This is a genomic window from Pedobacter sp. GW821-FHT01D05 (assembly GCF_059422505.1).
The window spans coordinates 545,940-564,642 of the sequence record NZ_JBWKXA010000004.1; the positions used below are offsets into that span (position 1 = coordinate 545,940).

Consider the following 18,703-nt stretch of genomic DNA (forward strand, 5'->3'; position numbering starts at 1 on the left):
CCTGTTGTAAATGATTAATTCGTATAAAAACAAAAAAAGCTTTCCTGTTTCCAGAAAAGCTTTAGAAATATAATAAAAAGATATCTTCTACCAGTATATACTGTAAAGGGCTACCAATAAACCGATAATAATCAATGAACCAACAGCGAAACCTGTGGTGGTTTTGAACATTTTCGAATCAATTTCCAGTCCTTTTGGATTAACACCGTTTTTGTTTTCGAACAAGCTGATGATTACCATACCGATAATACAGAATACAAATACGATACCCATTCTATCTAAGAAAGGGATTTCGTAAATACCAGTTGCATTTTTAACCGAGAAGCCTACTCCCGATAACCAGGAAAGATCGGTCCAGGTAGGAAGAACCTTTAACAATAACGATAGTCCGAAACCACCAATTGTTGCAAAAAGTGCTGCATTTGAGGTTGCTCTTTTCCAGAAGAAACCCAGAATGAACATGGCAAATATACCTGGAGAAACAAAGCCTGTATACTCCTGGATATATTGGAATCCACCTTTTTTGTCGATACCTAAGTATGGTGCAATAATAACGCCCAATACCATGGCTACAACTACCGCAATTTTACCTGTAAAAACGAGGTTCTTTTCAGAAGCATCGGTTTTTAACACTTTCTTGTAAATATCCAGCGTGAAAATGGTTGCAATACTGTTTGCTTTACCAGCTAGTGAGGCTACAACCGCTGCAGTTAATGCTGCAAACGATAAACCTTTTAATCCGGCAGGTAATAAGTTTAACAGTACCGGGTAGGCACGGTCTGGATTAACAGCTCCATCCTGCAGCATTTCCGATTGAAAAGCCCCGTCTTTATATAGTACATAAGCTGCAATACCTGGCAATACTACAATAATCGGCATTAATAACTTTAAGAATGCAGCAAACAAAATACCCCCACGGGCAGTTTTTAAATCTGCACCTAAAGCACGTTGCGTGATATATTGATTACAGCCCCAATAGTTAAGGTTTACAATCCACATACCACCTACTAATACGCTTAATCCCGGTAAATCAATGTAATTCTCATTATCGGGTTTTAAGATCATATGGAAGTGTTCTGATGCTTTTGAGGTCATCAGGCTATAACCTTCAAAAATACCTGAAGTTCCGTAATGGGTAGAAACCAGGTTTAATGCCAGGTATGTTGTGGCCAAACCGCCCAGAATTAAGAAAAATACCTGAATAACATCGGTATAGCCAATTACTTTCATTCCGCCCAGTGTAATTACGATGGCAAAAGCTGCAATGGCATACATACAGAAAGATAAATCGAATCCAGAGATACTGCTAACCGCTAAAGCACCTAAATAAAGAATTGATGTTAAGTTTACCACTACGTACAACAATAACCAGAACACAGCCATAATCATGGCAACGGTGCCGTTGTAGCGTTGATGCAAAAATTGCGGCATTGTGGCGATCTTGTTTTTCAGGTAAACCGGAATAAAGAAAACAGCAACAATAACCAGGGTAAGGGCAGCCATCCACTCGTAAGTTGCAATTGCCAACCCCATCTTAAAGCCCGATCCGCTCATGCCGATAAACTGTTCTGCAGAAATATTCGATGCAATTAAGGATGCACCGATTGCCCACCAGGTAAGTGAACCTTCAGCTAAGAAATAATCTTTTGAGCCTGTGGATGCGGATTTTTTCTTATTGTAGATGTACAGACCGTAAGCAGCCACAATAACGAAGTACACCGCAAATACAATGTAATCCTTCGTGTCCAATAAATTGTTTTTCATTAATATAATAGTGGTTATTTGGTTTAGAAATCTAAATGTAGTAAAATCATAAATTAATCTCAGCTTTTTTTTGAATTAAAAAGTGTTAAAGTAACGTTTATTAATTTGCGCTGTTAAAAATTAACAGCTTTTCTACTTTCAACAGGCTACAGAGATGGTTAAATTAATGGAGGTTGCTCTGGTTCTCATCCATGGTCGGTATTGCCACAGACTATTCTAATTAAATCAAATTCTAGTGGTCTGTGAGGACACAGACCACGGAGATTACATTATTATAAATTAACTTAAATATACCTGTTAATTAAGTTTTCCAGGTATTCTTGCTTTCCGCTGCGTACTTCTGGTTCGCCGTTTTCTGCAGCGTAATTTCTCAGATCTTCTAAACTTAGTTTGCCTTGTTCAAATTCGGCACCCTTTCCGCTATCAAATGAAGCGTAGCGGTCGGTTCTTATTTTTTTGTAATCAGATTTTTGAAGAATGGCATCTGCAGTGATTAACGCTCTTGCGAAGATATCCATGCCGCCAATGTGTGCATAGAACAGGTCTTTGGGATCAGTAGAGTTACGGCGGATTTTTGCATCGAAGTTTACACCTCCACCTTGTAGGCCACCACCTTCTAAAATGATTAACATGGTTTCTGTTAGCTCGTTAATATCGTTCGGGAACTGATCGGTATCCCAGCCATTTTGATAATCGCCACGGTTTGCGTCGATAGAACCTAATAAGCCATTATCTACTGCAACCTGTAATTCATGTTGGAAAGTATGGCCGGCCAGGGTAGCGTGGTTAACTTCTAAATTTAATTTGAAATCGGCGAGCAGATCGTATTGTTGTAAAAAGCCCTTCACTGTTGCCGCATCGTAATCATATTGATGTTTAGAAGGTTCGCATGGTTTTGGTTCAATGAAGAATGTTCCTTTGAAGCCCTGTTTGCGTGCATAATCTTTAGCGGTATGTAAGAATTTTGCCAGGTGTTCCTGCTCACGTTTCATATTGGTGTTCAATAAACTCATATAACCTTCTCTTCCTCCCCAGAACACATAATTTTCGCCGCCAAGTGCAATAGTAGCATCTAAAGCTGCTTTTACCTGTGCAGCTCCGTGTGCCAGTACATGGAAATCGGGATTGGTAGATGCGCCATTCATGTAGCGCTTATGGCTGAACAAATTCGCTGTTCCCCAAAGTAATTTTACACCGCTATCTGCTTGTTTTTGCCTGGCATATTCAACAAGGGCCTGTAATCTGCGCTCGTTTTCGGCAATATCGTCGCTATAATCTACCACATCCACATCGTGGAAGCAATAATAAGGGATCTGCATTTTAGTGATAAATTCAAAGGCTGCGTCCATTTTATCTTTTGCCCTTTCTACTGCATCTTTTTTCTCATCCCAAGGGAAAATATGCGTTGCGCCACCAAACGGATCTGCACCATTGCCGTTAAACGAATGCCAATACGCGCAGGCAAATTTAAAATGCTCGTTCATGGTTTTGCCCGCTACTACTTTGTTGGCATCGTACCATCTAAATGCTAATGGATTGTCGCTTTGCAGGCCTTCAAACTTGATCTGCTCAATGCCCTTAAAAAATTCCTTTGCTCCTGTTACTACTTTTGTCATGTTTTTTTGTTTTTTGGTTGGTGGTCTGCTGGTCAATAGTTCATAGTCGGTCCCGCTACGCACAATCAACCATTAACCAATTGCTAATTGTTTCTCTAATATTTTTTTCCAATCCTGATAAATCGGTTCGTATGCTGCCGAATGTTGCGGGCTTAAAGTTTTAATTACTTCGTGGTTGTTAAAAGCTTCTTCTGCGCTTTTAAAAATCCCAGCCCCTATGCCGGCACCTAAGGCTGCGCCTACACTTCCGTCGTTTTCGTAAAGTTCTACCGGAATGCCCGTAACGTCAACAAAAGTTTGTGCAAATACCTCACTTAAAAAGAGGTTGGCCCTGCCAGCGCGGATTACTTTAGGTTTCATGCCGTTTTCTCTCATAATATCCAGTCCATAGCGGAAAGAAAAGGCAATCCCTTCTTGTACGGCCCTAAAAATATCTGATTGGTTGTGAAGATTTAAGTCGATACCTAACAGCTGGGCTCCTGTATATTTGTTGTTTAACATCCGCTCGGCACCGTTTCCAAAGGGAAGTACTTTTAAGCCATTGCTCCCTATTGGTGCTTTTAATGCCAGGTTATTCAGTTCAGCATAGGTAGACTGTGGTGCGAAATTATATTTTGCCCAACGGTACATGCTGCCGGTGCCATTGATACAAAGTAAAACGCCGGTGTGTTTTTTCTCCTCCGAATAGGTTACATGGGCAAAGGTATTCACCCTCGACTGTTTATCGTAGGTAAGATTGTTGCTTACCCCGTAAATCACACCTGATGTTCCGGCTGTTGCCGCAACTTCTCCAGGCTTTAACACATTTAAAGAAAGTGCATTGTTGGGCTGATCGCCGGATTTATAAGCTACCGGGATGCCAGCTGATAGGCCCAGAGACCCTGCAATATCGGTTTTTAAATAACCGTGTTCGGAAAATAAAGTTTTCACCTGCGGAATAAGGTTGCCTGCGATGCCGTAATAATCCATTACATCTTTGGAAATTTCATGATTTTCAAAATCCCAGAAAATGCCTTCAGATAATGCAGAAATACTTGTTGTAATTTCTCCTGTTAATTTCATTGCGATGAAATCGCCTGGCAGCATTATTTTATCGATGCGGTTATAGATTTCGGGCTCATTTGCTTTTACCCAGGCTAGCTTTGAGGCTGTAAAGTTTCCCGGAGAATTTAACAGGTGTTTTAACGATTTCTCCTCTCCAATGGCCTCAAAAGCACTATTGCCTAGCTCTACGGCCCTGCTATCGCACCAAATAATACTATCGCGCAGTACGTTTTGGTCTTTATCTACTACAACCAGACCATGCATTTGGTAAGCAATACCAATGGCTTTAATCTCTTTGGGATAAAATAAGCCAGTGGCATTTAATTTAAGGATGGCCTGTTGAACATTTTGCCACCAATCATCAGGCGATTGCTCTGCCCAGCCCGATTGCAAAGATTTGATAGCCGTTTCCTCTTCCGGATACTGAGCCGTTGCTACATTCCTTTGTGTAGCTACATCAACAACGGCAACTTTTATAGATGAGGTTCCTAAATCAATCCCTAATAAATACATGGTTTTAAGTTATTTTAATATTTGGTTATGCAAACGGTTGCATAAAGATAGTGCTTAAAAGATAAAACGCAAATTTTTTGTAAAATCTATTCTATTTAATGCAATCGGTTGAATTGATGTTTATGCCTATTAAAACTACAATAGAAATATTTTAATAATTTATATTTTTGCCATTACATTTAAAATTGAACTATGGAAGAGATAACCTGGAATGATTTCGAAAAGGTAGAATTGAGGGTAGGCACCATTTTAGAGGCTTTCGAATTTCCTGAAGCCCGGCGGCCTGCTTACAAGGTAAAGGTAGACTTTGGCGAATTCGGCATTAAAATGAGCAGTGCGCAGATTACCAAACATTATTCTTTGGACGAATTACCTGGGAAACAGATTGTAGGGGTGATCAACTTCCCTAAAAAACAGATTGGCAAATTTATGTCCGAATTTTTGGTAACCGGTTTTGCCGATGAAAACGGTGATATTGTATTGACTGCCGTACAAAGTAAAGTTCCTAACGGAAGTAAGTTGATTTAGCCGACTTCTGAAGTTTACCGGAGACTCTTTCCGGCAGATTCAAAAAGATTAAAACGTAGATTTATGTAGATATAATAACATGAAAATCTTTTTAATCTGCGAGATTAATCAGCGCCGATCTGCGGGAAATAGGCAATACACTTACCCATTGCGGTTTTCTTATTGAACGCAGGCTTTTTTTAGTAGCCCTGATTGAAGTGGAAAGCGCGCAAACGAGGAACGAGTGCGTACTTGGAACAGAAAGCAGGACTGAAGCAGCCGATAAGCGCTGAAATTGCGCTCCAAAACCTCGACTAGACTTCCGAAGTTTCCAAGAGCAAAGGGCTAGTAAAACTTCGGAAGTGTTACCCTATATTTGCCACATGAGTTTTTACAATTTCGAAAATACCGCCCCAGAGGAAGAAGACATTCATTACATGAAATTGGCCCTGGAAGAAGCAAAAAAAGCTTTGGCTGAAGATGAAATTCCAATCGGCGCAATAGTGGTTAGTAAAAACAGAATTATTGGCCGTGGCTACAATTTAACCGAACGCTTTAATGATGTTACTGCGCATGCAGAAATGCAGGCATTTACCTCCGCAGCGCAAACGATAGGCGGAAAATATTTAAGGGATTGTACCTTATATGTAACCATCGAGCCTTGTGTAATGTGTGCCGGTGCAAGCTATTGGACGCAGATTGGCCGCATTGTGTATGGTGCCAGAGAGGAAAAAAGGGGCTTTATCTCCAAAAATACCAATCTGCTCCATCCTAAAACGATATTGAAAGGTGGGGTAATGGCAGAAGAATGTGCGGCGCTTATGAGAAATTTCTTTGCGAAGAAAAGGTGAGTTAATGGCTCATAGTTCATTGACAAGCGGACTATTTTACTATCGACCATTAACTACTGACTAAATAGTAAATTTTTTCATTAAAACTGTTTAGCTATCGCCCTGAGCCTTACAACTTTTGAACTCCCAACTTTACAACAACTGAACAGAAAACGATTTGATGATAATAACATGAACAAATCTTAACGTTCTAATGTTATATTTGCTACAAGAAACATTTTTAAATCTTTAAACATAAAACATTATGGCTTTTGAATTACCTGCGTTACATTACGCAACCGATGCATTAGAACCGCATATTGATAAAACTACCATGGAAATTCACCATGATAAACACCATCAAGCTTACGTTACCAACCTAAATAAAGCGTTAGAAGGTAAGCCAGAGGCGACTTCGAGCATCGAGGAAATTGTAAAACACATTTCAAAATTCCCAGCTGCTGTTAGAAACAACGGTGGTGGCCACTATAACCACTCTTTATTCTGGAATATTTTAGGCCCAAATAAAGGTGGTGAGCCAACAGGCGATCTAGCTAAAGCAATTAACGAAACTTTTGGATCGTTTGCTGATCTTAAAACTAAATTACAAGAAGCTGGTGCTACCCGTTTTGGTTCTGGCTGGGCTTGGTTATCAGTTGGTGCTGATAAAAAACTTCAGGTTTCTTCTACACCAAACCAAGATAACCCTTTAATGGATGTTGCTGAAGTAAAAGGAACACCAATTTTAGGTATCGATGTTTGGGAGCACGCATATTACTTAAAATACCAAAACAAACGCCCTGATTATTTAGCGGCAATTTGGAATGTAATTAACTGGGATGCAGTTGCTGAGCTTTACAAAAAAGCTTTGTAAGCTAAACATTCAATAAAATTCAAGAAAGTCCTGATGCAAATCGGGACTTTCTTGTTTTAAGATAATTAAGTAACTTCGCAGATATAAAATGTTCGAAATGAAAAGGCTTGTAATTTTATTTTTAATTATTGTTGGTGTAAATGGATTGGTGCGTGCACAACAGAATAAAGTACCTACTCCAGGGGAAATTGCACAGAAGAATGTGGAGGATCTGGATAAACGGTTAAAACTAAATGGCACGCAAAAAAGCGTAATCTACAGCTTTACCTATAACCAGGCAAAAGAGCAGGCTGATTTAATTAAAAGACAACAGGCAGGCAACTCGCGCGAAGAAGATGTAGATAAATTCTATAAACTGCAGAACGAAACCTCAAAAAATATCCGCAATGTTTTAAGGCCGGAACAACAAACCGAATATGATAAAATCATTGAGGAACGTTTAAGTGGTAAAGGTTTAAAAGCTAAAAACAAGAAAAAGAAAAAAGGCGAAGAGGAAGAAGTGGAAAGCGATATTAAAGGATTGTTATCTGCACCTCCAGCACAAAAACAAAATCTTTAAGCAAGCAAGCTAGCGCCTTTGTAATCGATTAATTCAATAACAAATGCCAGAGATAATCGTAGGCACTATTGTACTCGGACTTCTATTGTCGCCGCAATTACTTGCAGGTTTTTTGGCAAAGCGAACAGGCCGGAATTTTTGGTTCTGGTTTTTCATTTCCTTTTTAATCCCCATTATTTCATTAATTATTTTAATCTTTTTAGAGGATAAAAATCCTGCTGCATCAGGTTATAAACTGGCTGATCATGTGGATAGAGACCGTGAGCTAATTCACGAAGCTTAAAAGCCTCTTTTATTGATTTAGCACTTACTAAGTATTATCAAAACACGGCAGTAAAGTCGTCATTGCTGAGGTAGGAAGCTAACCGAACGGAGTGAGCTCATGAATGCCTTTAAAAGCAACAGCAAAAATGAATAATCTTTAATGCACACATGCTACTAGCGATCGTTGTAAGATTGCTTTGTCGGCTGAAAAAGCCTTCTCGCAATGACGATCATATTAAAAGCTTTCGAAGTTTTTCCATCGCTTGGCCCTTTTAAACTTCGCAAGAAGAACTAAATCCCAATAATATCTTTTTTCTTTTTTTGCTTCATGGTTTTTGGGATAATCTCTAATATCTCATCTTTCAAAGCATTAAGCATCCGTTTTTTAATAAAGTTTTTATGGGTTACCAGGCTGATCTCCCGCACAGGTTCAGGCGATTTAAAATGTCGGATCTTATTGGTCTGCTTTGCATTTAATTCTGTTATGGCCAGCTCGGGCAATAATGTTGCGCCGCCGTTTAAATCAACCATCCTAACCAGGGTTTCTACACTGCCTGTATTATATTCCAGTCCCTGTAGCCTGTTGTTTTTTGTAGAGCGGCAGATGTTCAATACCTGATTGCGCATACAATGACCTTCATTCAATAGCCAGATGTTTTCATCGTTCAGATCTTCGGCATCAACGGCCTTCTTTTTATAAAGCTTGCTGTTTTTGCTGATATAGCTTACAAAGTTTTCGTAATATAATGGGATTTCGGTAATGTTCGGATCGGTAAGTGGCGTGGCTAAGATACCACAATCCAGTACACCTGTTTTGAGGTGGTGAATAATATCTTCGGTGGTATATTCCCAGATTAAAAGTTTTAATTCAGGATATTTGTCCAGCATGGCAGATATTACTTCTGGGAGCAGATATGGTGCAACAGTTGGAATTACGCCTATTCTTAATTCGCCTAAAACATCCTGCTGCTGACTGCTGATCAGTTCTTTTATTTTTCCGCTTTCCTGTAAAATAATCCTGGCCTGGGCAATAATCTGGGCGCCAATTTCAGTCGGGCTTACCGGTTGTTTGCTCCTGTCGAAAATTTTAACGCTGATCAATTCCTCCAGTTTTTGCACCTGCATACTTAAAGTAGGTTGCGTTACAAAACATTTATCTGCAGCGGTAACAAAACTTCTGTAAGTATCTACAGCAACGATATATTCCAGCTGAACTAAAGTCATATAGTTAAAATTTATTTATCAAAACAAATATATAAATTCTAACTATATAAAGTTAACGAATGAGAGAATTAGTGAGTGATTGAATGAAAGTGGATTAAGGCATTCTGTCATTCAAACCTTCTCTCATTATTTTAATATCTGCTTTCGAAATCCTGATAAGCCAGGGCAATACCTTCTTTAAGTTCGATTTGATGTTTCCAGCCTAAATTATGAAGTTTGCTTACATCCATTAATTTACGCGGTGTTCCATCAGGTTTGCTGGCATCAAATACCAATTCGCCTTCAAAGCCCAATACGTCTTTGATTAATAAAGCTAAATCTTTAATGGTTAAATCGTGTCCCGTACCCACATTAATCAGATGTGGTTCGTTATAGTTTTGCATCAGGAAATAGCAGGCATCAGCCAGATCATCTGCAAACAAAAATTCGCGCATAGGCAATCCTGATCCCCAAACCACAATCTCCTTTTCGTTGTTCGCTTTTGCTTCGTGTACCTTACGGATCAAAGCGGGTAAAACATGCGAATTTTGAGGGTGATAATTGTCATTAAAGCCATATAAATTAGTTGGCATAACCGAAATGAAATTACAGCCATACTGATCGCGGTAGGCATCGCACATTTTGATCCCTGCAATTTTTGCAATGGCATAAGGCTCGTTGGTGTGCTCTAATGTTCCGGTTAAAAGGTAATCTTCCTTTAAAGGTTGTGGGGCCATTTTAGGGTAAATACAGCTCGAGCCTAAAAACATTAATTTTTTAACGCCATTTACATAAGCATTGTGTATCACGTTATTTTGTATGGCTAAATTTTCGTAGAGAAAATCGGCCCTGTATGTATTGTTGGCTACAATGCCACCCACTTTTGCTGCGGCAAGAAATACATAATCTGGTTTTTCTGCTGCAAAAAAATCTGTAACGGCTTGTTGGTTTCGTAAATCTAACTCGCTTGAAGTTTTGGTTATAATATTCTCGTAACCCTCTTTTTGCAGTTTGCGGTAAATGGCCGAACCTACCATGCCACGATGGCCTGCAACATATATTTTAGCATTTTTTTCCACGGTATTTTTTATATGTTACAAAAATACGATTCCTAAATAAGAATGACATTAATCTTTCTGGCAAAAGAAACTTCGATTATTGATTTAATTGTATTTTTGCAGAAAAAAAACTTTTGGGTAAAGATAAACTTAGGCGTTTTGCAGAAATCGAAACATTTGCAAACGTATATCAATTAGAACAAGGAAAAGCTTTAAAGGGAAACTGGGCTTCAGCACATTTTAAAAATGCGAATCCCATTGTACTCGAACTGGCATGTGGAAAAGGCGAATATTCGGTAAACTTAGCCAGGTTATTTCCTGAAAAAAACTTTATAGGTGTTGATTATAAAGGTAACCGCATATGGAGAGGTGCAAAAACAGCTATTGAAGATGGAATTAACAACGTTGCTTTTTTAAGAATCCAAATTGAAAATTTATTGGAGTATTTCAACGAGGGAGAAATTGATGAGATCTGGATCACTTTCCCCGATCCGCAACCACAGGATAGCCGTGAGAAAAAACGTTTGACTTTCCCCGCATTCCTGAACCGTTATAAACTTGTTTTAAAACCAGGAGGCAATGTTAATCTGAAAACGGATAACGATCAACTGTATGCTTATACTTGCGAAAAGGTGGCAGAATTAGGATTGCCTGTACATAAAAATACCGATCATCTGTATACTTCTGAACTGGTTGATGAAGTATTGTCGATCAAAACCTATTACGAGAAAAAATACTTGTTACACGATAAAAATATTAATTATATTCAATTTTCTTTTGAATAATGGATACCAACTTTTACGAACAGGTTTATGAGATTGCCCGCTTAATTCCGAAAGGAAGGGTTACCTCTTATGGCGCTATCGCGAAAAGTTTAGGTACAGCAAAATCATCTAGAATGGTGGGGCATGCCATGCTTTATGCCGGAACAGCCCAGCCTAGTGTGCCTGCCCATAGAGTGGTAAACAGTAGTGGCCTGTTAACCGGAAAGTTTCATTTCAAACCGCCCGAACTGATGGAAGAGCTGTTGAGGAACGAAGGCGTCGAAGTAAAGAACGATAAGGTGGTAAACTTTAAAAAAGTATTCTGGAATCCACTCGAAGAAATTACAGTATAACGGGTAAACTTCGTTTATAATCGGTAAGGGTAAAAATAATCAGAATCAATAAACCTAAGCAGGCATAGAAAATTTCGTCGGTTAAATTTCCTTTAAAAAGCGTAAAGGCTAAGATGACAAGGATAATACTAACAAAAAATTCGATAAGGCCATGAAGTTTAAGGTTAATGATCTTAAAAATACCCCCGCTGAAATTAGTGGTTATCGTTAATAAAAAATGAATGATGCCCAATGTGTAAGCCAGTGTTGAAGCGGTTTTAGAAAGACCAAAAATATCAGGTGAAGCCAGTAAAAGCATTACCAACAGGTAATCTAAAACGGCATGAAATTTTGGAGATATCATTTTCATAATCAAATGTTTATATCCCTAACAAATAACAGTTAAAAAAGATTTTAAAATATGGGAAAGCTTGTAGAAGAATTTAATGGCTATCGTGAAAAAATGAACGATAGAATTATGGAGACAGCAAATACAAATATTAAACGTTTTTTTGCGCTAGATACAACCTCCTACGCCGATGGAGCTTTAGATGTTAAAACGAAAGAGATGTTAGGCCTGGTAGCCTCGATGGTTTTGCGTTGTGATGATTGCATTAAATACCATTTGGGCAAATGTTTTGATGCCGGTGTAAACCATGATGAGATGAACGAAATTTTCATGATCGCCAATCTTGTAGGTGGGAGTATTGTAATTCCGCACTATAGGAGAGCTGTGGAGTACTGGGATGAGCTGAATGCTTAGTCCTAAGTCCCCAGTCTAAAGTCTTTAGTCTGTCCTCAAATTGTTATATTAGTTTAAAAAAACTATGGGGAAGTTTAGAGAACTAATGGCTTATAAAAAAGGATTTTCTCTGTTGATGGATATCTTTATGTTAACAAAAGAATTTCCTAAATCTGAGCAATACAGTTTGGTTGACCAAATTCGCAGATCTTCAAGGTCTGTATGTAGTTGTATAGGTGAAGCTTATAAAAAAAGAAGGTATCCAAATCATTTTATCAGTAAACTATCAGATGCAGATATGGAAAATGGTGAAACACAAGTTTGGTTAGATGTAGCGCTTGCATGTAACCATATCTCTCAAGAAAAATTCAATCATCTAGATAGTCAATGTGAAGAAGTAAGCAAATTATTAAACTTCATGATTAACAATCCTGCAAAATTTGCATAATATGACTCAAGACTCTGGACTCAAGACTAAGGACTCAATAACCCGTTGCAGCTGGGCCGGAAATGCCCCACTTTACATCAAATACCACGATGAAGAATGGGGAAAGCCTGTTTATGATGATAAAATTTTATTCGAATTCCTGATTCTCGAAGGTGCTCAGGCTGGTTTAAGCTGGATTACTATTCTCAAAAGGCGGGAAAACTACCGTAAAGCCTTTGCCGATTTTGAGGTTAACAAAGTAGCTGCTTTTACTGAAAAAGATGTAGAACGGCTGATGAACGATGAAGGTATTATCCGCAATCGTTTAAAAGTTAACGGTGCCATTACCAATGCCAAACTGTTCATCGAAATTCAGAAAGAATTTGGCAGTTTCTCTAAATACATGTGGGGTTTTGTTCCAGGTGGCAAACCAATCCAAAATCAAATCGAAAAAATGAGTGATGTTCCGCCAAGAACTGAACTTTCCGATCAGATCAGTAAAGACATGAAAAAACGTGGTTTCAAATTTTTTGGCACCACCATCTGTTACGCACATATGCAGGCAACCGGCATGGTTAACGATCATTTGTTAAACTGCTGCGCAAGGTAATGTTTGCTGAAGCTACAATACACACGGATAGATTTTTATTGAGGCAATTTTGTTCTGACGATCTGGCATTTGTTTTTGAAGGATTATCCCATCCTGATGTGATTCGCTATTATGGTGTACGCTATGCAAGCCTGGAGGAAACCAATGAGCAATTGATCTGGTTCAATGACCTTCAAAAAAATGAAACGGGTATCTGGTGGGCAATCTGTGATAAAGAAAACCTTGGTCTCTTAGGTGCCATAGGATTTAATGATTTAAGTAAAACGGATCAAAAGGCCGAAATAGGTTTTTGGCTGTTGCCCGAATATTGGGGAAGAGGCATCATCAAAGAAGTAGCAAATCCCATTTGCAATTATGCCTTTGAGAAATTAGGCTTAAGAAAATCGAGGCTATGGTTGAAACTCAAAATGAAAACAGCAAAAAGGTGCTGCAAAAACTTGATTTTGATTATCAGAAAACAATGGAGAACTGTGAAATTAAAAACGATGAATTTATCAGTTTAGCCATTTATGTAAAGCTAAAGCGCGAAGATATGAGTTAAACGATCTTGCAATCCTGAAATCAGTTAATCCTGATTCTATTTCTTTGTCGCGTTATATTCCTTAACCCATTCAATTACATCCCTACTGTTAAAATCTGTTCCAGCTTCAACTTTAGCTTTTAAAGCAGGTTGGTCGCCTATCTTTTGCAATAAAATATTTTTAACATCAATCTTTTTTGTGTCCTCAGTTATTGCTTTCATCGGCACTTCCTGTAAAGGCCCGGCACCTGGTTTTTCAATAAAGTAACGAACAACCGGCGCACCTGCCGGTCTCTCTGGTGCCGTATTACGGCCACCGCCAATGCTAATGCCTCCACCCATACCCATTCCGCCATAACCGCCGGTTCCTGTACCAATACCAATTGACGGCCTGAATTTTACTTTTTTCTCTTTTACCGCAGGAACTAAAGTACCTCCGCCAAAAGAATAAAGATTAACCGTTCCCATTTCGATTACCTTAACAAAACGGTATTCAAAATTGCGCCCATTTGCAAAACCCTTGCTTACAAAGCTATCACCGTTCCAGAAGAAGTTCTTAACATCTTTTGCCGGCAAAATCACATCAGCTTCATCATTGGCACTAATAAAAACCGAAAAATAATCGGTTCCCTTTATCGTTCCACGGATGACATCATCGTTGTTTTTGACAATAAAATCCTGGGCTTGAGCGGTAATAATTATTGAAAAAAATAAAATAAAAAAGCTAAAAATCTTCATATGTTAGTAATCTCGGGATATAACGTAAGTTATTCAAAAATAATATTCAATATACGAATGATACAAACGCTCTCTGCATTTTGGCAATTCTTAAAAAAGCCAAAACCTTTAAAACTCAGTAAAGATAATAAATCTCTTTGGAGAGATATGTTATGGCTGCTCATACTTGATCTATTATTTGCAGGTTTAGTATTAACTACCTACTGTATTTTAGTGCATTTGAAAATTATTAAAGAATATGTTCAAGAGATCGATATCCTGAAAAAATATGGGTTAACAGTGACCTTACTTTTGGTATGTATTTTCGCTCCAGTATTAGAAGAGTTTTTATTTAGGTGGCACCTGAGAAAGAAATATATACCAATATACTTTGTGTGTCTTACCTTGGGCCTGATATCAAATTACTTTATAATGAGCAGTTTCCTCACGTGGCCTGTTTATATCTTTTTTCTTCTCGTCGCATTAATTGTTCAAGGATATTTTAAACGGATGGATATACGTAAGAGGCTGATTTTTCAACAGAGATCATTTGGTTATCTCTTTTATTATTCTGCTATTATATTTGGTTTAATACACTTAGGCAATATTAAAGGTTTAACATTAAACGATCCAGCTTTTATCTTGTTTGTAATCTCGCAAGCGTTTATGGGTTTATCATTGGGCTATCTGAGAATTAAATACGGTTTGATATATTCAATTTTATTACATGGCTTCTTTAATTTTACTCTGGTATTATTAACATTCTTTTTCTCTTAAATTGGGGTTTACTCTTTTCTAAACCTTTAACTTTGGTTACTTTTATCATCCGATAAATCCATTTGTCGGTGTAATCTTAAACCGGTGTAATCACATGAATAAAAAACTCTTTCTCCTAGATGGTATGGCGCTGATGTACAGGGCGCATTTTGCATTAAGTAAAAACCCTCGTTTCACCTCAACAGGCATTAATACATCGGCAGTAATGGGCTTTACCAATACTTTGTTAGATGTTTTAAAGAAAGAAAAACCAACACACATTGCAGTTGTTTTTGATACCGAGGCGCCGACTGAAAGACATACTTCTTTCGAGGCGTATAAAGCGCACCGCCAGGCTATGCCCGAAGATCTGGCTGCGGCAATGCCATATGTAATTAAATTAATTACGGGGTTTAATATTCCCGTGATCACCTCTGATGGTTATGAGGCCGATGATATTATTGGTACACTGGCTAAAAAAGCCGAACAAAGAGGCTATCAGGTTTATTGCATGACCCCAGATAAGGATTTTGCGCAATTGGTTTCCGAAAATATTTTTATTTACAAACCTTCCCGTATGGGTAACGATATGGAAATATTGGGCGTAAAGGAAGTATTGGCCAAATGGGAGATCGAAAATGTATTGCAGGTAATCGATATTTTAGGATTATGGGGCGATGCGGTAGATAATATACCAGGTATCCCGGGAATAGGCGAGAAAACGGCAAAAGCTTTGATCAAACAATACGGTTCCATGGAGAATATTATTGCAAACTCCCACGAACTAAAAGGCAAACAGCGTGAAAACGTAGAAAACTTTGCAGAACAAGGTTTAATCTCAAAAAAACTAGCAACAATTCTGTTAGATGTTCCTGTTGAACTGGATGAGGCTAGTTTGGAACTCTGCGATCCAAGCCGCGATTTATTAGAACCTCTATTTACCGAATTAGAATTCAGGACTTTGGGCCGTAGGGTGTTTGGCGATGAATTTTCGGTTACTACAGCGCGTTTTCAGGAAGGTACCCAGACCGATTTATTCGGAAACCAGGCAGGCGAGGCCATTCAATATACCAATACGCTCGAAGAAGAACCAGCAGAAAAGCTTCCGGCTAAAACCATCGAAAATACAGAGCACGATTATCAGTTGGTTGATACTGCTGAGCAACGTGCAGATCTGATCAAATTATTGTTGGCCGAAAAACGCATCTCATTTGATACAGAAACCACAGGTACCGATGCAAACATGGCCGATTTAGTTGGTTTATCATTCTCCATAAAACCAGGCACCGGTTATTATATTCCGGTTCCGGCAGCGAGAGAAGCGGCTCAGGTTATCGTTGACGAATTTAGAGTCGTATTGGAAAATGAAGAAATTGAAAAAATTGGTCAGAATACCAAATACGATATTTTAGTGTTGAAATGGTATGGTGTTCAGGTGAAGGGCAAACTTTTTGATACCATGCTTGCGCACTATTTAATCGATCCTGATACCCGCCATGGTATGGATGTTTTATCAGAGAACTACCTGGGTTACTCACCGATCTCTATTACCAAATTGATCGGTGCAAAAGGCAAAAACCAAGGCACCATGCGTGATGTGCCAGTAATTGATGTGGTAGATTACGCGGCTGAAGATGCCGATGTGACATTACAGTTAGCGCACATCTTTGAACCGAAATTGAAAGAACTAAATGCAGCCAAACTAGCCGAAGAGATTGAGAACCCTCTGGTTTATGTTTTGGCAGATATAGAAAAAGAAGGTGTTCGTATTGATATGGAAACCTTAAAAGCTTATTCTAAAGAGCTCGAAACTGAAATTATCAAGTTTGAACAGAATGTTTACGATAAAGCTGGAGTTAAATTTAACCTTGCCTCGCCAAAGCAATTGGGAGAGGTTTTATTTGATAAACTTCAGTTAGATCCAAAAGCAAAAAAAACGAAAACCGGTCAGTACCAAACCGGAGAAGACGTTTTAATGGCCTTAGCCAGCAAAAGTGATATTGTACAGGATATTTTAGACTTCCGCCAGTTACAGAAACTTAAATCAACCTATGTTGATGCATTGCCTTTGATGGTTAATCCTAAAACAGGGAGGGTACATACATCCTACAATCAGGCCGTTGCGGCAACTGGAAGGTTAAGTTCCAACAATCCAAATTTACAGAATATCCCAATCCGTACCGAGCGTGGCAGGGAGGTGCGCAAAGCCTTTATTGCAAGGGATGAAAACCACATTTTGTTATCGGCCGATTATTCGCAGATAGAATTGCGCATTATTGCCGAAATAAGTAAAGAAGAGAATATGCTCGATGCTTTTAACAAAGGAATCGATATCCATACGGCAACAGCAGCTAAAGTATATGGTGTAAGCATCGAAGAGGTAGACGGAACGCAACGCAGAAATGCTAAAGCCGTTAACTTCGGAATTATTTATGGTCAGTCTGCTTTTGGTTTATCGCAAAATTTAGGTATTCCACGCAAGGAAGCTGCTGAAATTATTGAACAATATTTTATGCAATATCCGGGTATTAAACGTTATATGAGCGATACCATGAACTTCGCACGCGAGAACGGATTTGTAGAAACGATAATGGGCAGAAGACGTTATTTAAGAGATATTAACTCTGCCAACCAAACTGTAAGAGGCTTTGCAGAACGAAATGCCATTAACGCACCCATTCAAGGCTCTGCTGCCGATATGATCAAAATTGCGATGATCAATATCCATAAAGAAATGAAAGCACAGGGTATGCAGTCAACCATGACCATGCAGGTGCATGATGAGTTGGTGTTTGATGTGTTGAGAACCGAAAAAGAAGCGATGAAAGCCATCATTCAGGATAAAATGGCCAATGCCATTAAATTGACCGTGCCCATCGTTGTAGAAATTGGTGAAGGAGATAATTGGTTAGCTGCGCATTAAAAAAATAAAAATATTTGTTATCTTCATTAAAACTTCATACCAATTAATCAATTTTATATCAACAAATAACGAGTAAACAAAAATTAAGGATTATGAAACCTCTGAATGAAACAAAGAAGCTTCATGGTAATTAAAAAAACAAATCTAAAGAACATGAAAAAATTATTGAGTTTAATCGCAATCGCAGCATTTGGTTTAACAACAGCATTTGCTCAAACACCAGCAACAACAGCCCCAGCTAAAGCTAAAACAGTTGTTAAAAAAGAAGTAAAAACTACAACTGCGCCAGTAAAAGCAGGCGTAAAACAGGAGGCTAAAAAAGTAGAAACTAAAACAACTACTACAGCTGCTAAAGTAAAAGCAGATGGTACGCCAGATATGCGTTTTAAAGAAAATAAAGCAAAAGCGGTAACTAAAGTTGCTGGTCCAACTAAAAAAGACGGAACAGCAGATATGCGTTACAAAGCAAACAAAGCTGCTGCTGCTAAAAAGAATTAGGTTCAGGTTTATAATTTGAAGGGTCTCCAATGAAAATCGGAGGCCCTTTTTTGCTTCTATGTTACATGGATTACTCCTTAAGCGTGCACTTTGCAAAAAAAAAATCGTCATCTCCTTTGGTTTATCCAACTGATTTTCTTCTTCCAAATAGTATTACAAGAAGAAAGCTTGGTAAGCGTTTA

Annotated in this window: 21 protein-coding genes; 14 read left to right on the forward strand and 7 right to left on the reverse strand. The window is 38.4% G+C overall.

The window, feature by feature from the left end; all coding sequences use genetic code 11:
- Positions 1-87 precede the first annotated feature (87 nt).
- The 3 genes from AC07VK_RS17335 to AC07VK_RS17345 all read right to left on the reverse strand — a co-directional run bounded on the left by AC07VK_RS17335 (position 88) and on the right by AC07VK_RS17345 (position 4,937).
- Entirely contained in the window at positions 88-1,764 is a 1,677-nt protein-coding gene (locus AC07VK_RS17335; RefSeq protein WP_492955907.1) for a sodium/sugar symporter, read from the reverse strand.
- Positions 1,765-2,048: 284 nt separating this feature from the next.
- Positions 2,049-3,380 carry a xylose isomerase gene (gene xylA, locus AC07VK_RS17340; RefSeq protein ID WP_492962032.1) on the reverse strand — a complete coding sequence of 444 codons (1,332 nt, stop codon included), beginning with the start codon at positions 3,378-3,380 and terminating at the stop codon, positions 2,049-2,051.
- A gap of 72 nt (positions 3,381-3,452) precedes the next feature.
- A complete protein-coding gene (locus AC07VK_RS17345; protein WP_492962034.1) occupies positions 3,453-4,937 on the reverse strand; it encodes a xylulokinase in 1,485 nt (494 codons plus the stop codon).
- Positions 4,938-5,129: 192 nt separating this feature from the next.
- On the opposite strand from AC07VK_RS17345, the gene AC07VK_RS17350 reads away from it, so the two are divergent.
- The 5 genes from AC07VK_RS17350 (at position 5,130) to AC07VK_RS17370 (ending at position 7,990) form a co-directional block, all read left to right on the forward strand.
- A complete protein-coding gene (locus tag AC07VK_RS17350) occupies positions 5,130-5,465 on the forward strand; it encodes a tRNA-binding protein (RefSeq protein ID WP_426326617.1) in 336 nt (111 codons plus the stop codon).
- A 362-nt stretch (positions 5,466-5,827) separates the two neighbouring features.
- The gene (locus AC07VK_RS17355; RefSeq protein WP_492962036.1) at positions 5,828-6,295 is read left to right on the forward strand and encodes a nucleoside deaminase; all 468 of its coding nucleotides are present in this window, start codon (positions 5,828-5,830) and stop codon (positions 6,293-6,295) included.
- A gap of 244 nt (positions 6,296-6,539) precedes the next feature.
- Positions 6,540-7,148, forward strand: a complete 609-nt coding sequence (locus AC07VK_RS17360) for a superoxide dismutase (RefSeq protein WP_108201324.1) — start codon at positions 6,540-6,542, stop codon at positions 7,146-7,148.
- 97 nt (positions 7,149-7,245) lie between these two features.
- A complete protein-coding gene (locus tag AC07VK_RS17365) occupies positions 7,246-7,707 on the forward strand; it encodes a hypothetical protein (protein ID WP_492955912.1) in 462 nt (153 codons plus the stop codon).
- 43 nt (positions 7,708-7,750) lie between these two features.
- Entirely contained in the window at positions 7,751-7,990 is a 240-nt protein-coding gene (locus tag AC07VK_RS17370; RefSeq protein WP_492962038.1) for a hypothetical protein, read from the forward strand.
- Positions 7,991-8,262: 272 nt separating this feature from the next.
- On the opposite strand, the gene AC07VK_RS17375 is transcribed toward AC07VK_RS17370, so the two are convergent.
- Positions 8,263-9,195, reverse strand: coding sequence for a hydrogen peroxide-inducible genes activator (locus tag AC07VK_RS17375; protein WP_492955914.1), 933 nt, complete (start codon positions 9,193-9,195; stop codon positions 8,263-8,265).
- Between the two features lie 131 nt (positions 9,196-9,326).
- The gene (gene fcl, locus AC07VK_RS17380) at positions 9,327-10,253 is read right to left on the reverse strand and encodes a GDP-L-fucose synthase (protein WP_492962040.1); all 927 of its coding nucleotides are present in this window, start codon (positions 10,251-10,253) and stop codon (positions 9,327-9,329) included.
- Between the two features lie 113 nt (positions 10,254-10,366).
- Here fcl and trmB point away from each other — a divergent pair, with 113 nt between their 5' ends.
- Complete coding sequence (trmB, locus tag AC07VK_RS17385; RefSeq protein WP_492955916.1) at positions 10,367-11,017, forward strand: tRNA (guanosine(46)-N7)-methyltransferase TrmB; 651 nt, start codon at positions 10,367-10,369, stop codon at positions 11,015-11,017.
- Entirely contained in the window at positions 11,017-11,349 is a 333-nt protein-coding gene (locus AC07VK_RS17390; RefSeq protein WP_492955917.1) for an MGMT family protein, read from the forward strand. The genes trmB and AC07VK_RS17390 overlap by 1 nt, the downstream gene beginning before the upstream one ends.
- On the opposite strand, the gene AC07VK_RS17395 is transcribed toward AC07VK_RS17390, so the two are convergent.
- The gene (locus tag AC07VK_RS17395) at positions 11,339-11,698 is read right to left on the reverse strand and encodes a hypothetical protein (RefSeq protein ID WP_492955918.1); all 360 of its coding nucleotides are present in this window, start codon (positions 11,696-11,698) and stop codon (positions 11,339-11,341) included. The two genes, AC07VK_RS17390 and AC07VK_RS17395, sit on opposite strands and share 11 nt — an antisense overlap.
- Positions 11,699-11,749: 51 nt before the next feature.
- Between AC07VK_RS17395 and AC07VK_RS17400 the strand changes: the two genes are divergently transcribed.
- The 4 genes from AC07VK_RS17400 (at position 11,750) to AC07VK_RS17415 (ending at position 13,610) form a co-directional block, all read left to right on the forward strand.
- Positions 11,750-12,091 carry a carboxymuconolactone decarboxylase family protein gene (locus tag AC07VK_RS17400; RefSeq protein WP_492955919.1) on the forward strand — a complete coding sequence of 114 codons (342 nt, stop codon included), beginning with the start codon at positions 11,750-11,752 and terminating at the stop codon, positions 12,089-12,091.
- Positions 12,092-12,155: 64 nt separating this feature from the next.
- Positions 12,156-12,518, forward strand: coding sequence for a four helix bundle protein (locus AC07VK_RS17405; RefSeq protein ID WP_492962041.1), 363 nt, complete (start codon positions 12,156-12,158; stop codon positions 12,516-12,518).
- A 1-nt stretch (position 12,519) separates the two neighbouring features.
- Positions 12,520-13,107 (forward strand): DNA-3-methyladenine glycosylase I, encoded by a 588-nt coding sequence (locus AC07VK_RS17410; protein WP_492962043.1) that lies wholly within the window; start codon positions 12,520-12,522, stop codon positions 13,105-13,107.
- Positions 13,107-13,610 carry a GNAT family N-acetyltransferase gene (locus AC07VK_RS17415; protein WP_494939808.1) on the forward strand — a complete coding sequence of 168 codons (504 nt, stop codon included), beginning with the start codon at positions 13,107-13,109 and terminating at the stop codon, positions 13,608-13,610. The genes AC07VK_RS17410 and AC07VK_RS17415 overlap by 1 nt, the downstream gene beginning before the upstream one ends.
- Before the next feature lie 74 nt (positions 13,611-13,684).
- On the opposite strand, the gene AC07VK_RS17420 is transcribed toward AC07VK_RS17415, so the two are convergent.
- Positions 13,685-14,365 carry a hypothetical protein gene (locus tag AC07VK_RS17420; protein WP_492955923.1) on the reverse strand — a complete coding sequence of 227 codons (681 nt, stop codon included), beginning with the start codon at positions 14,363-14,365 and terminating at the stop codon, positions 13,685-13,687.
- Between the two features lie 147 nt (positions 14,366-14,512).
- Here AC07VK_RS17420 and AC07VK_RS17425 point away from each other — a divergent pair, with 147 nt between their 5' ends.
- The 3 genes from AC07VK_RS17425 to AC07VK_RS17435 all read left to right on the forward strand — a co-directional run bounded on the left by AC07VK_RS17425 (position 14,513) and on the right by AC07VK_RS17435 (position 18,521).
- On the forward strand, positions 14,513-15,121 hold the full coding sequence (locus tag AC07VK_RS17425; protein ID WP_492962053.1) for a CPBP family glutamic-type intramembrane protease: 609 nt from the start codon (positions 14,513-14,515) through the stop codon (positions 15,119-15,121).
- A 94-nt stretch (positions 15,122-15,215) separates the two neighbouring features.
- Positions 15,216-18,023, forward strand: a complete 2,808-nt coding sequence (gene polA / locus AC07VK_RS17430) for a DNA polymerase I (protein WP_492962047.1) — start codon at positions 15,216-15,218, stop codon at positions 18,021-18,023.
- 153 nt (positions 18,024-18,176) lie between these two features.
- A complete protein-coding gene (locus AC07VK_RS17435) occupies positions 18,177-18,521 on the forward strand; it encodes a hypothetical protein (protein ID WP_492962049.1) in 345 nt (114 codons plus the stop codon).
- The last annotated feature ends 182 nt before the right edge of the window (positions 18,522-18,703 follow it).

Coding starts and splice junctions, on each gene's coding strand:
- AC07VK_RS17335 (WP_492955907.1), bottom strand. CDS start 1,764: ATGAAAAACAATTTATTGGACACGAAGGATTACATTGTATTTGCGGTG.
- xylA (WP_492962032.1), bottom strand. CDS start 3,380: ATGACAAAAGTAGTAACAGGAGCAAAGGAATTTTTTAAGGGCATTGAG.
- AC07VK_RS17345 (WP_492962034.1), bottom strand. CDS start 4,937: ATGTATTTATTAGGGATTGATTTAGGAACCTCATCTATAAAAGTTGCC.
- AC07VK_RS17350 (WP_426326617.1), top strand. CDS start 5,130: ATGGAAGAGATAACCTGGAATGATTTCGAAAAGGTAGAATTGAGGGTA.
- AC07VK_RS17355 (WP_492962036.1), top strand. CDS start 5,828: ATGAGTTTTTACAATTTCGAAAATACCGCCCCAGAGGAAGAAGACATT.
- AC07VK_RS17360 (WP_108201324.1), top strand. CDS start 6,540: ATGGCTTTTGAATTACCTGCGTTACATTACGCAACCGATGCATTAGAA.
- AC07VK_RS17365 (WP_492955912.1), top strand. CDS start 7,246: ATGAAAAGGCTTGTAATTTTATTTTTAATTATTGTTGGTGTAAATGGA.
- AC07VK_RS17370 (WP_492962038.1), top strand. CDS start 7,751: ATGCCAGAGATAATCGTAGGCACTATTGTACTCGGACTTCTATTGTCG.
- AC07VK_RS17375 (WP_492955914.1), bottom strand. CDS start 9,195: ATGACTTTAGTTCAGCTGGAATATATCGTTGCTGTAGATACTTACAGA.
- AC07VK_RS17390 (WP_492955917.1), top strand. CDS start 11,017: ATGGATACCAACTTTTACGAACAGGTTTATGAGATTGCCCGCTTAATT.
- AC07VK_RS17395 (WP_492955918.1), bottom strand. CDS start 11,698: ATGAAAATGATATCTCCAAAATTTCATGCCGTTTTAGATTACCTGTTG.
- AC07VK_RS17400 (WP_492955919.1), top strand. CDS start 11,750: ATGGGAAAGCTTGTAGAAGAATTTAATGGCTATCGTGAAAAAATGAAC.
- AC07VK_RS17405 (WP_492962041.1), top strand. CDS start 12,156: ATGGGGAAGTTTAGAGAACTAATGGCTTATAAAAAAGGATTTTCTCTG.
- AC07VK_RS17410 (WP_492962043.1), top strand. CDS start 12,520: ATGACTCAAGACTCTGGACTCAAGACTAAGGACTCAATAACCCGTTGC.
- AC07VK_RS17415 (WP_494939808.1), top strand. CDS start 13,107: ATGTTTGCTGAAGCTACAATACACACGGATAGATTTTTATTGAGGCAA.
- AC07VK_RS17420 (WP_492955923.1), bottom strand. CDS start 14,365: ATGAAGATTTTTAGCTTTTTTATTTTATTTTTTTCAATAATTATTACC.
- AC07VK_RS17425 (WP_492962053.1), top strand. CDS start 14,513: ATGTTATGGCTGCTCATACTTGATCTATTATTTGCAGGTTTAGTATTA.
- polA (WP_492962047.1), top strand. CDS start 15,216: ATGAATAAAAAACTCTTTCTCCTAGATGGTATGGCGCTGATGTACAGG.
- AC07VK_RS17435 (WP_492962049.1), top strand. CDS start 18,177: ATGAAAAAATTATTGAGTTTAATCGCAATCGCAGCATTTGGTTTAACA.